This window comes from Bacillus mexicanus (assembly GCF_050445615.1).
GTDB lineage: Bacteria > Bacillota > Bacilli > Bacillales > Bacillaceae > Bacillus > Bacillus mexicanus.
The window spans coordinates 722,606-738,848 of record NZ_JBCEYV010000003.1 but is presented as its reverse complement, the minus strand read 5'-3'; the positions used below and the strand labels follow the sequence as shown (position 1 = coordinate 738,848).

General features: G+C 33.4%; 13 protein-coding genes. 3 read left to right on the top strand and 10 right to left on the bottom strand.

The genetic code is table 11. The features are described 5' to 3' along the window. The first annotated feature begins 26 nt into the window (after positions 1–26). The gene (locus AAGG74_RS18965; RefSeq protein WP_429676778.1) at positions 27–674 is read left to right on the top strand and encodes a helix-turn-helix domain-containing protein; all 648 of its coding nucleotides are present in this window, start codon (positions 27–29) and stop codon (positions 672–674) included. An 84-nt stretch (positions 675–758) separates the two neighbouring features. On the opposite strand, the gene AAGG74_RS18960 is transcribed toward AAGG74_RS18965, so the two are convergent. The 9 genes from AAGG74_RS18960 to AAGG74_RS18920 all read right to left on the bottom strand — a co-directional run bounded on the left by AAGG74_RS18960 (position 759) and on the right by AAGG74_RS18920 (position 14,305). Next, complete coding sequence (locus AAGG74_RS18960) at positions 759–1,031, bottom strand: HU family DNA-binding protein (RefSeq protein WP_429676777.1); 273 nt, start codon at positions 1,029–1,031, stop codon at positions 759–761. Between the two features lie 153 nt (positions 1,032–1,184). Further along, positions 1,185–2,459, bottom strand: a complete 1,275-nt coding sequence (gene murA / locus AAGG74_RS18955; RefSeq protein WP_429676776.1) for a UDP-N-acetylglucosamine 1-carboxyvinyltransferase — start codon at positions 2,457–2,459, stop codon at positions 1,185–1,187. 189 nt (positions 2,460–2,648) lie between these two features. Then, on the bottom strand, positions 2,649–5,060 hold the full coding sequence (locus AAGG74_RS18950; protein WP_429676775.1) for an SbcC/MukB-like Walker B domain-containing protein: 2,412 nt from the start codon (positions 5,058–5,060) through the stop codon (positions 2,649–2,651). Next, positions 5,050–6,258 (bottom strand): metallophosphoesterase family protein, encoded by a 1,209-nt coding sequence (locus tag AAGG74_RS18945; protein WP_429676774.1) that lies wholly within the window; start codon positions 6,256–6,258, stop codon positions 5,050–5,052. The genes AAGG74_RS18950 and AAGG74_RS18945 overlap by 11 nt, the downstream gene beginning before the upstream one ends. A gap of 104 nt (positions 6,259–6,362) precedes the next feature. Further along, complete coding sequence (locus AAGG74_RS18940; protein WP_429676773.1) at positions 6,363–8,081, bottom strand: ATP-binding protein; 1,719 nt, start codon at positions 8,079–8,081, stop codon at positions 6,363–6,365. A gap of 32 nt (positions 8,082–8,113) precedes the next feature. Beyond that, entirely contained in the window at positions 8,114–9,088 is a 975-nt protein-coding gene (locus tag AAGG74_RS18935) for a DNA double-strand break repair nuclease NurA (protein ID WP_429676772.1), read from the bottom strand. A gap of 97 nt (positions 9,089–9,185) precedes the next feature. Then, on the bottom strand, positions 9,186–9,779 hold the full coding sequence (locus AAGG74_RS18930; protein WP_429676771.1) for a hypothetical protein: 594 nt from the start codon (positions 9,777–9,779) through the stop codon (positions 9,186–9,188). Positions 9,780–9,783: 4 nt separating this feature from the next. Continuing rightward, the gene (locus AAGG74_RS18925; RefSeq protein WP_429676770.1) at positions 9,784–12,345 is read right to left on the bottom strand and encodes a DNA topoisomerase (ATP-hydrolyzing); all 2,562 of its coding nucleotides are present in this window, start codon (positions 12,343–12,345) and stop codon (positions 9,784–9,786) included. 13 nt (positions 12,346–12,358) lie between these two features. Continuing rightward, on the bottom strand, positions 12,359–14,305 hold the full coding sequence (locus AAGG74_RS18920; protein ID WP_429676769.1) for a DNA gyrase/topoisomerase IV subunit B: 1,947 nt from the start codon (positions 14,303–14,305) through the stop codon (positions 12,359–12,361). 108 nt (positions 14,306–14,413) lie between these two features. Between AAGG74_RS18920 and AAGG74_RS18915 the strand changes: the two genes are divergently transcribed. Beyond that, a complete protein-coding gene (locus AAGG74_RS18915; protein ID WP_429676768.1) occupies positions 14,414–14,764 on the top strand; it encodes a transcription termination/antitermination NusG family protein in 351 nt (116 codons plus the stop codon). Positions 14,765–14,855: 91 nt separating this feature from the next. Here AAGG74_RS18915 and AAGG74_RS18910 read toward each other — a convergent pair whose 3' ends face one another. Further along, positions 14,856–15,119: a hypothetical protein gene (locus AAGG74_RS18910; protein ID WP_429676767.1), complete on the bottom strand. Its 264-nt coding sequence runs from the start codon at positions 15,117–15,119 to the stop codon at positions 14,856–14,858. Positions 15,120–15,438: 319 nt separating this feature from the next. Between AAGG74_RS18910 and tmk the strand changes: the two genes are divergently transcribed. Continuing rightward, the gene (tmk, locus tag AAGG74_RS18905) at positions 15,439–16,191 is read left to right on the top strand and encodes a dTMP kinase (RefSeq protein ID WP_429676766.1); all 753 of its coding nucleotides are present in this window, start codon (positions 15,439–15,441) and stop codon (positions 16,189–16,191) included. Positions 16,192–16,243: the final 52 nt, after the last annotated feature.

Below are 16,243 nucleotides of genomic sequence, written 5' to 3'. Positions count from 1 at the left end.
AATGGAATAGAAAGGTCGATAGTGAAATGGAATTAGGGAGAAGAATCAAGCATTATCGCATAGAGAGAGGATGGACTTTAGAAAAACTTGCAACTGAAATTAACTTCGCAAAAAACACGGTGCACAATTGGGAAAATAACAAAAGAGAGCCAGATAACCAAACGATTAGAAGCATAGCAAATGCATTAGGAATATCAATAATAAATCTGTTTAAAAAGGAAGGATTGCTTAATATGAATTTTAATGAAGATCTGCGTTATATTGGTACAAGACACTTAGAAGAAATGGATCCTGACATTCCAGTAGAAGTATTAAATTGGCTTGAGAATTTTATTGCAGTTGAAGAAGAAGCAGGATATCCTGCGATGTTAAAAGGTACATATGGTTATATGATAGTGATGGAGTATTGGCACAATGAAATAGAAAGGGATATAGTTGATTATGGTGATTGGCAAAACATTAAGTCTAATGATTTACTTTCATTTTTACAAGAAACGGCTCAATGGCTTGAAACGTTGGAACCCAACATCAAGGTAATTGTTGGAGACAAAACTGCACCTCTTAGTGCACACGAATTTTGCATTTTCATACCTTTTGGGACCGAAGACAAAACTTACAAAGACATTTTAGAATCTTGGAAATATGCTGAAATTAAAGCAAAAAATGAAGCATAATTCATAGAAATAGTATATACAGTAAAAAACCAACCAAAATAGGTTGGTTTTTTGACAATCTTTCGATTCAATAAAGTTTACTAATTACTTAACTGCATCTTTAAGTGCTTTTCCTGGTTTGAACGCAGGTACTTTACTTGCTGCAATTTCAATTTCTTCACCTGTTTGTGGATTTCGTCCTTTTCGAGCAGCTCGCTCACGAACTTCGAAGTTACCGAAACCAATCAGTTGAATTTTATCGCCATTTTTTAGAGCGTCTGAGATTGTATCAAAAACAGAGTCAACTGCTTTTGTAGCATCTTTCTTTGAAAGTTCTGCTGATTCAGAAACTGCATTAATTAGATCTGTCTTGTTCATAATAAAAATTACCTCCGAAACATTATTTAGATATTAGAATGGCCATTAACCATCGACCATCTTTAATATTGTAGCCTTTTTTCTTTAATCCTTCAAAAGAAAACATTATTTTTTAATAATTATGATGAAGAGGCAAGAATTTGCCTCTTCATTTTAATGCTTATAAGAGATTTCAGCACCAAGGAAATTCAACTTCTCGATAAACTCTTCGTAGCCGCGGTACAAATAACGAAGCGACTGTACTGTTGTGACTCCATTTGAGGCGATGCCCGCCATAATCATACTTGCTGCACCCCGTAAATCATAGCTGTCTACACGGCAACCTGTTAGTTGAGAAGGGTGGATGACTGCAACATTGTTTTCAGTTACTTTAATTTCTGCACCCATTTTCATTAATTCATCTAAATGACGGAAACGGCTATTAAAAACTTTTTCAGTTAAAACTGATGGGGTCTCTGCTAAAGTCATAAGAATTGAAATTTGTTGCTGACAATCTGTAGGGAAAGCAGGGAACACACCTGTTTCGATTTTAACACCTTTTAGCGGACCTACATATGAAGCTTCAATCCAATCATCGCCAATTTCAACTTTAACGCCCATATCAACTAGTGCTTGAAGTGGTGCGCTAAGATGGTCTGGGCAGCAATGTGTTACTCTTACGGAACCTTTTGATGCAACAGCAGCTGTTAACAAAGTGAAAGCTTCTATACGATCTGGTTGAACTTTGAATCGTACAGAGTTCAATTTCTTAACACCTGTAATTGTTAAAGTTTTGGGATGCGAAAATTCAATTTTTGCGCCCGCTGCATTAAGGAAGTCTACCAATTCAAATACCTCTGGTTCAACAGCTACGTTGTTTAACTGAACTGTTGAAGGAGAGAAAACGGATGCGGAAATAAGATTTTGAGTCGCACCTACAGATGGGAAGGGGAGTGTATATTCGCCTTCTAAACCGTTCGGAGTATCTACCATATTATTACCTGCTTCTAAATTCACGTTTGCACCGAGAGACTTGAACCCATTTAAATGAATATCAAGCGGGCGGGATCCTATAACACATCCGCCAGGCATAGAGACTCTTGTTTCGCCGTATTTTCCGAGAAGAGGACCGAGAAACAAGGAAGAAGCTCTAAGTTTAGTAGAAAAATCTTCTGATATAGGGCGATTCATTAAGTTTCGTAGATTTAATTTGATCTCTCCGTCTTTAAAAGAACCTTCTGCGCCTAAATATTTTAAAATGTCCACCATTACGTGTATATCGGACAAATCCGGTACATTTGTTAATTCAACTTCTGGGACTAATGGCAACGCTGCTAAAATAGGTAAGGCTGCATTCTTACTACCCTGAGTTGTTACTTGTCCGTGTAATGGAGTGTTACCTGAAACGATAACAGAGTCCGCTTTGATGTTTTTAATTTGTGTGCTCATATATGTAATCGTCGCTTTTTAAGGCGACAGTACACCCCTCTCGTATGTAAACTTGCTATTAAGCAATTTATTAAGTTTTTTTATGTTTCCTTGTATTAATTTTAAAAGAAAATATATTTTCTTAAGAATTATATAATAACCAAATTACAAATAAAAGAGTTAGAAATTATTTCTAACTCTTTTAAGTAATTAAAAGTGCTGATCATCTGATGAAATCCAAAATGCCTTAGAAGATAAATCTTGATTTTGCTCAACTTGTAAAGTTTTATCAAATAAATCTTTTATGTTTGAATTGTGAGTAATCATAAATATTTGTTTGAAAATAGTTGTAAGTTTTCTTAGAGCACTAATGATTGTCTCTTGGCGGCTTTCATCTTGAGAACCCAAAACTTCGTCTAAAGCTAAATAATCAAAGTTCTGATGTTCACCTTTAGAGGTAAGTATTCTTGAAATTGCTAACCTCATACATAAAGCTATTAATTTTTTTTCGCCTCCTGAAAATCGGTGAAGAGGCTGTGATATTTTGTTTCTATAAACAAATACATTGTAATGTTCATCGATTTCCACTAGATCGTACTTACCATCAGTTATATATGCCAGGAGTTCTTGCATAATTTGTTGCATCTTTGGTCTCGCTGCGGACATTCTTCTTATTTTGTAATTCTTAAATATTTCTTCTGATTTAATCAACAAAGAGAGTTCTTTTTTTCTTTTTTCGAGTTCGGTCGTTTTAATTTCATTTTCTTTTTTATCATTGAATAGGTGTTGTAGGCTAGTATTTAAACTCTTGGATTGTTCTAAAATTAAAGAGAGCTCTTTTTCTGATTGTCTAAGTTCTGAAACTTTCGTATTGATCTTTTCCTGAAATGATTTGTATGTATCTATGTCAAAAGCAATCTTTTTTAAGTTCTTATTGAGTTCTAATACTTCGGTATTCAAACAAGAAATTTGGTTTTCAATTTTTTGCTTATTTTCAAGCAGTTTCGATTCTTTAGCAATGATCGATGTTAAAATATTAAATCGATCTTTCTTTTTTTGTAACATATTCGTTTTTTCTAACAGTTTATTATATTCTTGTTCGTCAAATTTGATTTCTCCTAATTCTTTCAATTGTTTTTCAACTTTAAGATAATGAGTTTTGTCTTTTAAAAAATCGTTCTTAAGATATGAAAGTTCGTTTTCAAGTTGAAATAATTGTTGAGACTTCTTTTCTAGATCTAATTTTATTTTTTTCAGGGACATTATTTTTTCTTGATTATCGTTTTTTTCTTTTTCTTTCTTTTTTATTTCATTTGTTAGGTTTTTATGTTCTTTTGCTAGATGGGTTAAATTGCTTTCATAGTCTCTTGAAAGGGAATAGAAATGGTCGCCCATAGTGCGTTTGCAAATGGGGCAGGTAGAATTTTCGCCAAGAGTATGTAAGTTTGACCGTTCAGACTTAATTCTTTTTCCTTCGTTCGTAATATAGGAATGGTTGCTTTTTAGTTCAATGATGACATTGTTTAAAGCGGTTATATTTTTTTCGATTTCTTCAATTTGCTTATCAACATTGGTAAGTTCAGATTTGTAATCTGTTTGTGGCAAGGTTTTTTTTAATTTGTCGATTCTTTCTTTTTTTGCACTTAGATTTGTTTTCAAATCTGAAATAAGTGATTCGAGTTGTTTCTTTTGTACAAAAAGAACTCTGATCTGCTGCAACTTTTGAAGGAGAGAGACCGAGAGGTCGTACTCTTCAATCTCCAATTGAAGAGATGAAAATTCTTTTTTGTGTTTCTCGATTTCAGCTAATTCGGCAATAAGGGGAGTTAAAATCATATCATTTAAATGGTTTTTTTCTTGGTTCTTACTTGTTATTTTAGTGTTTATATCTTGATGGTTTTCATACTTCGCATCTAACTTCGTTTTTTTTTCTAGAAGAGCATTATACGTTTTCTCGATGAGTTTTGTTTCTCTTAGCTTTTGTTTTTCTTTGTCTTTTATGGATAATATAGATTCGTTTAGTTCTTTTTCTTGTTCAATGTAAAACTCTTTATTTTTAATATGTCTACTTTGCTCATCGATAATTGTTACTAGATGGTTTTTATCTTCTCTAACTTTCTTCAGAGCCAAATCTAATTTGTCCAGTCTTAACAACCTGGATATTTCTTTTTTTCGTTTTTCGGGACTAAGTTTAATTAAGTTATCGAAGTCGTCTTGTTGGGCATAAAATGCATTAACGAATGAAGATTGGTCCATACGTAGCAACTTGTGAGCAATGTGATTGGTAACTTCTTTTTGACCACCTGTAATAAGAGACTTTCCGTTAATATCTAATTTTGCTTTTGCGCTTGTTTCGTGTCTGAAAACAGTAAATTCATTATCATCAATAACAAAGGTAAGCTCTAACCACCATTTTTGATTTTTTTTTGCTTGATCATATTTAATTTCTGACGATTTAACTTCACCCGAAATACTACCAAACAGTGCAAGTTCTATTAGCGTTAATATCGTTGTTTTACCTGAACCGTTGCTACCGTTAATATTAAAGAATCCTTCTTCAAATTCAATATCTATGCTTTCGTATTGCCGTACATATTCTCCTCTAATTCTTTTAATCTTCATTTTCTAAAACCTCCGTCAAATACTTAGATGTAATAGCATATAAGTCATTTCTTAAAAAGTTAGGATCTTCTGGGAGTTCGTCTATAAAACTTTTAAGTCCTTCTTGCAACCCTTCAAATTCTTCCTCGTCATTGCTTTTAAAGTTGATTGTATTTGAAAGATCAATTTTGTTTTTGAATTCAAATTTAAAATACAAACAACGGTCAATATATTCTTTGATTTTATCAGTTAAAAATAAATGTCTGTGTTTGAGATTTTTGGACAAATTTTTTATAACAATTCTTACAATTGAATCATCAATCTCTGCTGATTCAAATCTTTCAAGGATTTGAGATTGTATGTCTTCTAACAACATACCTTCTGCATCAATTGGTTTCATATCGATCATTGGACGAACTCGCAAGAATCGATGATTGATTTCAACTTCGAATGTGACTAAGTCAACTTCTACAATAAGTACTCTTGGGTTTTTTTCTTGGCCGAATGCGAGGTGATCAATCGGCCCTGGGTATATGATATTATTGCCTAAATCGGTGAAAAAGTGATAATCACCAAGAGCTATATAATCCATTTTTAAATTGATTAAATCATCTATGTGAACTACTATTGAGCTATCGTTGTTTGCGTAGTGAGGAATAGTTGATACGCCACAATGAGCAACCAATATATTAAATTTACCTTCAATCCTTTTTACTTTTTCCAACTCTTTTTTGAAAGAAACGTTGTTATAAGAAGAGGGGAGAAGGTGGCAAATAATATCCGAATTAGGGATCTCATATATTTCATAAATGCCTTTATAGCTTGTTACAACGTTCTCCATTTTCCCTAATTTAAAAAGTTCATTTCCTATTCCAGCTTTTTTAGAAAAGTTATGGTTTCCGGCAATTTCAATCCATTGTCGCCCTGTAGTTGAAAATCTTTCTACTTGATCCATATAGAAGTTATAATATGCGGGATTTTTGTAACCAACCTGATTAATACCATCGCCGGCGTGAATAGTGAAATCTACTTTTTCTTCTAAAGCTATATCAATTGCTTGAGCAAAAGAGTTGTTTACATCTGAAGTTCTAATATTTTCTCCTGTTTCTGTCCATTTATTAACCTTTAACTCAGAAAATTCATTGTGCAAACTTGCATTTCCGTTGTAACCTAAGTGGGTGTCTGCTATGTGCATAAATTTAATTTTTTTATTAGACATTATTTATCCTCTCATTTGTATATATATTTATATAATTAATTATTATATATCAAAATATAATCATCATTGAAAAAACAGACCTAACTATAGGTCTGTTTATGTGATTAATGAAAAAGAGAAAAATCATTTTTGTTTTTGAGTGATGAAGGAAGATTCTTTTTTAATTTTTCTATGTAATTATTATATTCGAAGATTTTAATTGGCAATGCAAAAGGGGAATTAGGTGAAGAAATTATAGCCTCTCCTGGCATTAACTGATTAATATCCATCTCTAAGTTTTTAATCGACTTTTGAACTCTCCCTTTTAATAAATCAAAATCTGTTTCGTCAGAAATTCCTAAAATAATATGTGTGTTCATTTGAGATAGAACAACCGGATCCATCAATTTTGCTTGTTGAGTTATACCTATTAACCCAACTAAATATTTTCTGCCCTCGTTAACAACCGTTCTGAAAATATTTGCGTCTGAATGATCATTCTTTCCCAATACTCTCTGACATTCTTCTAATACAATTGCTATTACAGGATACTTTCCGTTTTCCATACCTTCTCGGTCCTTTTTATACAGTTTCTTTTGTCTATCCAATACTTCGCTAGTTAAAAGGGAAGAGAGATATAATTCTTGAAGTTCGTTCAATCCATCCATATCAATTAAAACACCTTTCCCGCTCATTAGATGATTAATAATGTTAGTTAATTCATCTTGATTTTCTTCTTTGACTAAAAAAGGAGCTCGGGCGATTCTTTTTAATTTCGAAATTGCTGCTTTTACAGCTTCTATATGAACGCCTGTTCTAAGCATATCCCTTAGAAGAGTAGGGGATGAAGGTGATTTTGAAAGTTGAGATGACACAAAGTCTTGTAGGTCGAATTCTTCATCAGAATATGGACGGCCATACATTGCATAATAATCTTCTTCGTCATATGGTGTTTCAACTAACGTTTGAAACCATTTTTCTTTAAAGACGGATTGAGCTAGTGAAAGATATCTTTCTTGGGGTTCAGTCCAATTCATTTGTCTACGTAAATTCATTAGGGAGTCTACAGTCACTCTCTTATATGATATTCTTAACTTTTTGTCACCGCTTCTGCTGACTTGATTATCTTGATTATAAATAACCAATCTTTCTTTTTGCAGAGGGTGTCTCTTTAAATCTGTGATATATTCTCCGTGGGGTTCAAATATTAAGGGGGAAACTTCCCCTTTGCTTTCTAGCATTACACCGTTTAGAACTTTCATTGTATTGGATTTTCCTCCGCCGGTTCTTGCAGTGATAAAGGTATGAGTGCTCAAAGACTTTTTAAAGATTCCGGCTTCTAAATCAAGCACTTGGCTGCCTGATCGTAAATGGCCAATTTTAAGATCTCCCATTGTTTCTTTAAGTGGGCCATTAAAATCTTCCGGAATTAATTTTCTAACCCTAGAAAAAACAGAGGGAATGGTACGTACAGTGAAAAATCCGTTGGTTTTGGAAATCCCCAAAATCTCACACTCCGCTATATTGAAGCGCTGTTCTTCTCTTTGTGGTTGAAAAAGTTCTTCAGGGTTTTCGTGCTCATCGCTAAAATCTTTCTTTTTTTCGTAAAGGTTGTGCTCGCGTCCCATTTCTAAGGCCCAAGATGAGTTACCTCCATATTTAATATCATTAACTCGTAAGAAATATTTTTCTTGTGAAAACGATTCTTCGGAAATTAGAATTTCTCCATTTTCTATTGGGGTTTTGGCCCAACCTTCTTCAGTGATAGTTAAAGCATCAAAAACGAATTTTAAACTAGCGATATTGCCATCATAAATATGTCCACCTATAAATTGTTTATCCATACTATTCACACTCCTGATTCAAAATTGCTAGATTAACGGCCAAAAGACATAACATCTAATTGATCGTGGTAAATCGTAAACAACTCATCTACAAAACTTTTAGGAATTCCTCGTTTTCTACATTCGATTTTGAACTCTTCTAAACAGTGTAAAAATTGTTGCTGGCTAATCCTTACTTCATCGTGTATCCATTGAAGGGGGTAGGGGTATCCTTGATTTCCTTTGTTAAAACAATATGATCCGATAAATTTGATCACTTCCTCTTCTGAAATACCTTTCGGTAAAACAAGATCCAATCTAAATATCAAATCTATGTGTTTCCTGAACTTTACGAAGTATGTATCTTCTTCTTCATAATAAAAATACCAGTTTGAATCAATTTTTTGTTTGAGAGATTGCGCAGATAAAATCATCGGAACTGGAACATTATCTTTTAAAAGAGAAGTATCTTTTGACAAACCTGCTAGGATAATCCCTTTTTGTTTTGCTTGTTCGCATAAGTTTTCAAAGAAAAGTTTGTTAGTGGAAATGACGCCAGAAATCATCGAACCATCAAATAATATAATGTCACCTTTATTCAAAATTGAAATAAGATACTTAACTTTGTCCCACTCTAAAAGGGTGCGAATTCTTTCTGTTGATTTCTCAAAATCTAAATTTCTTTGTGGCCTTTGACCAGTTACATTGATGTAATACTCTGCGTGACGCTTTTTATAATTGTCTTTAGTCAGTATTTCAATTTTGGTTCTGCTTTTTTCCGTAAGGATTAATTTTTCTGATTGATAAAGTTGAAAACCACTGTTGATCGCAGAAAAAACAAAACTTTTTCCTTTAACACTGTGATGGCTGCCATCTATAGATGCTAAAATATTTGTATGATTTTTCGCTTTAAACGTTTTAAACTGATAAATATCATTTGTTTCAGAATCAGTTTTCAACTGTCCGCGAACATTTTCTAAAAATTGAGCTGATCTTCTAAGAGAATTTTGATCAATATAGAAAGACAATTTATCCACTCCTTTTCCGAATAAATTTGTTTAAATTGAGTTATGGTAGGTAGGTATTAAATAAGCAGAAAGTCTGGAGTTTTATCCCCAGACTTTTTTACGATTGATCATCTATATTCTTTTTAAATGTTTTGAACTGTTTCGTATCAAATAATCCGTGATTTTTAATCGTAACCCATTTTAATTGTACTCCCTCAAAATATGGAAGATTATATGTTTTCCCCACTTTTAAAGATAAGTCTTTATCTAAATACTGAAAATAAACAGTTCCATCTTTATCAACCTGATTGATTTGTAGGGAAGAGCCTGAGTTTTTTAAAGAAAAAGGAAATGAACTAATAGGAACAATGTTTTCCTGTTTTTCAAAAGAATCATAACCCTTATCGTATATAACCAATAATGGGGTATATTTACTTGGCATCAAAGACTTTTCTCTTAAATAAACTGTGTCCGTTTTGTTGTCATATTTCCAAAGTTTAAGGCTATCTAATAAAGTATCGAATCCTCTTTTTCTAAATGTGAACTGATGTTCCTTAACGGTAAAGAAAATTGTTTTATTTTCCGGAAAATTTTCGGGTGAATGTTCTTTGCTGTAATGATGTTCTACATACAAGTTCTGTACAATCAAAAAGAGGAGGGCGGCAACAATAATTGCCGTCCATAGTGGTGAGTTGTTTTTAAAAAATTTCACCAAATCACTCCTCAAAATTTTCTGTTTGAATTTCATTGTCTTGGTCTTCATCTGAGAGCATTGCAATTGATTGAACTGAATCTTTTTCTCTCAGGTTTATCACCTTTGTTCCCTGAGCGTTTCTACTATATTGGGAAAGATTTTTTGCCTTCAACTTAATAAGTGAACCTTGGGAAGACAATACATATACTGAATCTGTAGGTTCAATTATTAATGAACCAACTACATTACCGGTTTTATCGTTGGTTTTTATTGCTCTGACACCAACTCCGCCACGGGATTGTAATTTAAAGAGTGATAATTCGGATCGTTTACCGTAGCCAAATTCTGTGATAATAAATATCTCTCCGAATGATTCATCTATACCGGCTGCAATAACACAATCTCCTTTTCGTAAAGAGATACCTTTTACACCTTGTGTATCTCGGCTTGTTTGTCGAACCTCTGATTCAGAAAATTTAATTGCTTGGCCAAACTTTGTTACTAAAACAATGTCGTTAGAACCATTTGTTAGTGATACGTTAACTAAAGTATCATTTTCTTCGTCGAATTTAATTGCAACTATTCCTGATCTACGAATATTTTTATAATCCGATAAAGAAGTCTTTTTTACTTTTCCTTTAGCTGTAGCAAAGAATAAAGAGTAGTCATTACTAAAATCTTTAACAGATACAACAGATTGAATTTGTTCTTCATCTTCTAATCCGGGGAGCAAGTTAAAGATATGTATGCCTCTAGCATTTGATTGGGTTTCTGGGATATCGTAACCTTTCAAACTATAAACTTTGCCGAAATTAGTGAAAATCAATAAATTATCGTGTTTATATAATATTTCAAGATGTTTTACAAAGTCATCAGTATCCAAACCCATAGAATTGACTCCGCGGCCGTTTCTTCTTTGTGTTTTATAATGAGATTCAATAGTAGCCTTGATATAACCATTGTTGCTAAGTGTGGAAACAATACGCTCATTCTGAATTAGATCTTCTACGGACATATCGTTAATTGGTCCAGAGATAGATGTTTTTCGTTCTTGGCCATACTCTTCTTTTATTTTTTCTAAATTTTCTATGATAGCTTCTTTGAGTTTAGCTTCGCTTTCTAAAATTTCTTTCAACCTTTTAACTTCGTTTGTCAAAGCTTCTAGCTTTTCGGAAATTTCTTTTTGTTCGAAGTTGGAAATCGTTCTAATTTTTCTGTCTAAAATATATTTCGCTTGTTCATCGTCAATGCGTAGTAGGTTCATAAGACCATTTATCGCATCCTGATCGGTGTCAGCTTGCCTAATGATTTTTAATACTCTATCTAAGTCACTTAATGCTTTTGATAATCCTTGTAATTCTTTATAAGTTTTTTCGTTTTTCTTTAAATCAAAAGTTGCTTCTCTAGTGAAAACTATTTGTTGATGTTTGATATACTCATCAATCATTTGTTTTAAACTTAAGCATCGTGGTTTTGTTTTACCTTCAGGAGTAGGGATGAGTGCAGTATTATTTATAGATATCTTTGTTTCCAATGATGTGTATTTATATAAATGATTTAAAACGACTCTTGGATCTACACCTTTTTTTAACTCAACAACTGTTCGGAAATTGTACTCTGTTGAGTTTTTATCATCGTCGTTATAAACTCCGTCTTTTTTTGAAAAATCCAATGCTCTTTTAGGTTTTTGAATATAGATTCGTTTTTTGTTTTGTTTTCTGGTTTTGAACTTATATTCGTCAAATAACTTTTGTATATTTTTGATTTCTTCTCTTAAAGTATGTCTTCCTACTTGGTATGGAACTTGGGTGATAATAATTGCTACGTTACCATCAACTTCTTCGAAATGTGCTTTTCCTCGAACTGTAATAGTCCCTCTACCAGTTTTAAAAGCTTTTTCAATGCCTTCTACACCAAGAATAGAACCCCCAGTAGGGAAATCTGGACCTTTAATTATTTTAATCAATTCTTCGATTTGAATATCAGGATTTTTATATTGCGATATAACAGCATCAATAACTTCGTTCAAATTATGAGGCATCATATTACTTGCCATTCCAACTGCAATTCCTGATGTACCATTTGCAAGAAGGTTTGGAAATTTAGAAGGGAGAACAACTGGTTCTGTTTCGGTTGAATCATAATTATCTCTAAAGTCAACTGCATCTTTGTTAAGACCTTCCAATAGTTCCTCAGCGATTTTTGTCATTTTAGCTTCGGTGTAACGCATTGCAGCAGGGGGATCTCCATCCATAGAACCGAAATTTCCTTGTCCTTTTGCAAGGGGGACTAGCATATTCCACTCTTGAGCTAACCGAACTAAAGCATCATAAACTGAAGAGTCGCCGTGAGGGTGATATTTACCGATTACATCACCAACAATACGAGCACTTTTCTTCGTCCCTTTACTATAAAACATCTTTTCTTTCCACATTGAATATAGAATTCTTCTATGAACTGGCTTTAGCCCATCTCTAACATCCGGGAGGGCACGTGAAGTGATAACGCTCATTGCGTAATCTAAAAACGAAGGACGTAATTCATCTTCTAATGGTACTTCAATAATGTTTTCTTCTACTTTCAAGACATTACCCCCCTTAAATATCAATGTCTGCCTTATGGCTGTTTTCTTCTATAAATCGTTTTCTAGGAGCTGGATCGTCTCCCATTAAAGCTTCAAAATAATCGTTCACTAATTCTGCATCTTCGATTTTTACACGTAATAAGATTCTTCCTTTGGGATCCATAGTTGTTTCTTCGAGTTCGGTTGCATTCATTTCTCCGAGTCCTTTATATCGCTGTACAAAGGCTCCGGGGTATTCTTTTTTGGCTGCGTTTAGCTCCTCGTCGTTTCTAGCAAACTCTAATATCTTGTTACCTCGCTTCAAGCCGTACAAAGGTGGTTGTGCCAAATAAACGTAGCCATTATCGATTAATGGTTTCATAAATCGATAGAAGAAAGTGAGTAAAAGTATTTGAATATGTGACCCATCAACATCGGCATCGGTCATTATGACGATTTTATGGTAACGGGCATCCTCGATATTGAAGTTTTCTCCCATACCAGCACCTATAGCTGAGACAATATTTTCGATTTCTTTGTTTTCAAGTATTTTATTCATTGAAGATTTTTCGACATTAAGGATTTTACCTCTAAGAGGGAGGATAGCCTGGAATAAAGAATTAGCTGCTTTTTTTGCCGTACCTCCCGCAGAGTCTCCTTCGACAATGTACAGTTCTCTTAATTCTGGAGGAGTGCTCTGTCTACAATCTGTTAATTTTTCTGGAAGAGTAAAAGAACTATCTTCCCGTTTGTTTTGTTGTCTTATTGCTTGTCGTGCTCTTTTTAAACTCATTCTCTCGTTATAAGACTGCATTACTTTGTCTATTATAAGATTCAATTCTTTTGGGTTTTCAGCTAAGAATTTTGTGAATTGTTCCTGCACAATTTTTTGTACGATTGGTCGTACTTCTGGATTGCCTAATTTTGTTTTTGTTTGTCCTTCGAATTCTGGATTAGGAACCTTAACTGATATGACGCCAACAAGACCAATACGCGTATCAGAACCCTCGAGTTGTTCATCCTTTTGCTTGCTTTTAATCAAATTCTTTTGTTCAACAATTTGTTTAATTGTATTAGTAATAGCTGTTTTAAAGCCGGTTTCGTGAGATCCACCTTCATAAGTTTTAATATTGTTTGTAAAACTTGTGATCTGTTCCTTGTAGTCAGATGTATACTGAAAACCAACTTCAACACGGATATCGTCTTGTAGATCTGTTAAGTGAATAACATCTTGATGAAGGGGAGTTCTTTTTTTATTTAAATGCGTAACATAATCTAAAATTCCATTTTCAAAGTGGAAAGTTGCTGTTTGATAATTGCCATCGTCGTCTAATACTCTTTCATCAGTTAAAACGATTTTTAGGCCAGCATTTAAAAATGCACATTCTCTTAAACGGTTGTGTATGGTTTGGTAATCAAACTCTGTTGATTCTTTGAAAATTTCACTATCAGGTTTGAACCAAATTGTTGTCCCAGTGTCATTTTCATCTGTTTCGCCAATGATCTCTAATTGTTTGACCGTTTCGCCTCTAACAAATTCAATTTGATGGATTTTTCCATCTCTTCTTACGGTAGCAATCATTCTAGAAGAAAGAGCGTTTGTAACAGAAGAACCAACGCCGTGCAAACCCCCGGAAGATTTATAGGCACTGCCTTCTCCACCGAATTTTCCTCCTGCGTGTAAAACGGTTAGTACTACTTCTAGTGTCGGGATACCTTTTTCGCTATGTATAGCTACTGGAATCCCGCGACCTTTGTCAGAAACGGTAATCGAATTATCTTGGTGGATCGTAACGCTAATTTCGTCTCCGAATCCACCCATATGTTCATCAATACTATTGTCTACAATTTCCCACACGAGATGATGTAGGCCTTTAACAGATGTTGAACCAATATACATACCTGGTCTTAATCTAACGGCTTCGAGACCTTCTAATACTCTAATTTGGTCAGCTCCATATTGTTGCTTATCTTCATTCACTATTGTTTCACCTCGATTTTTTATATAGAAAACAAAAAAGGACTTCCAATTTAAATTTTTAAGAAAATGTAAGAAACCTTTGTTCTAAAGGGGAAAAGGGGAGTCTATATGACAAATTTAAACGATGATTTAAAATACAAATCAGGCTGGTTTGCTTGCAAAGTAACATCCGGTCACGAAATGAAAGTGGTTAATGAATTAAAAAAATTAACCAAACATCCAAAATGGTCTCAATACATATTTGACGCTTTTGTTCCGACCGAGAAAGTAATTGATAAAAAGGGAAAAGACAAAATAAAAGTTCTTATCAAAGAAAATATTTATGTAAAGATGATTTTGACCCAAGAAGTATACGGCATTATACAAATTGAGGGATTTAGAAGACCTTTACCACCTAAAGATCCGACTCCTGTGCCAGAAGAACAAATGCAAGCTTTGTTCAAGTATAAGAATGACTAAATCTTTTCTTAAATGTATTGATTATATTCTATAAATTAAACAGAAACCAATTTTTAAAGAACAAAAAGAAAAAAGCTCGCAAATGCGAGCTTTAATTTTTGGTTCTAAATGCTTCACGAACTTTATCATCTATTTGTACACTTAACGCTTTTTGATAGACTATTGCTTCTTCAAGAGAAGAATTCCAGGTAAATGCAATTCTGTCTCCTTCTGAAGTTTCGCCTGATATAATAAAAGAATCTAAATGATAACGTTCGCCGGTAGGTAGGATTAGGCAAGCCCCATCGTTTGGAATTTCGATTATACTATCGTCCTTTTCTTTGCCGCCCTTAATTAATTTGACCTTTTGACTCATAATACACCTCCAACGTTATTATAAACGCAAAAAAGATGTTGCACCATCCAAAACACTAAAATATGTAAAAAAATTTGAAGTTGAAAGAAAAATAATTGACATAAGATATCTGAACTCTTTTTTTTACTATATTCCTTGAATATAATTATAATACAACCTCAAAGAATCCCAGGTCTCTTTGAGATTATACCTCAACATTGCTACCCTTGATGCTGCAAAAAGTTTTTGCTAGTGTCGAGGGTAGCAATGTTTTAAAAATGTTTTCCGATGCATTTGTTTTAAATGAGATAATGAAGGAAAACAATAGGTGGGAACAACTATGAATAATAACATAAGTCTTAAAAATAAATACTTTAACATCACCGGTTCAGATGGTGTTGGTAAAGATACTGTCATAAATAACATTCTAAAATTTATCAATAATTATACAACTTTTAGAGAACCGGGCGGAACATCAGAAGCTGAGGTTATTAGAGAAATTATTTTGGGGATAGATGAAAAAGTAAGATTACAAAATTTCGATAAGGTTTTAAAAATGGATATACTTAAGTTAACCAGAGAATATGTAAATAAAGCATTTGATTTTTATAAGAGTATGCCGGATATGGATATCACTGATTCAAATAATATGATGATGGTGGGGGAGATAGAGGCATATTTGTACGCTGCGTCTCGAAACGAAACTAATCATAAAATTGTTATCAAAGGTATTGAAAAGGGATTGAATGTAATAGGGTCAAGAAGTGTAGCTTGTTCAATGGCTTATCAAGCAGGGGCAAGAGGATTAAAGTTTGAAGATGTGTGGAGTTTAAACAAACCAACCTTAACAAAGATGCCTGATTTTGAGATATATTTAGATATACCAACTGAAATTGCTATGGAAAGATTGAGAAAGAGAACGGATAAACAAGATCGTTTAGATGAAGAGGGATTTGAATTTCACAAAAAAACAAGAGAAGGGTACTTAACTTATTACAAAAAATATTGCCCTTATCCAGTTCATATTGTTGACGCATCAGGAACAGTGGAAGAAAATACGCGCAGCGTATTAGAAATTATAAATAAATATTAAAAAAACAAAGAAGCCTGACATATGGTTTTCTTTGTTTTTTTAAAAGTGAAAT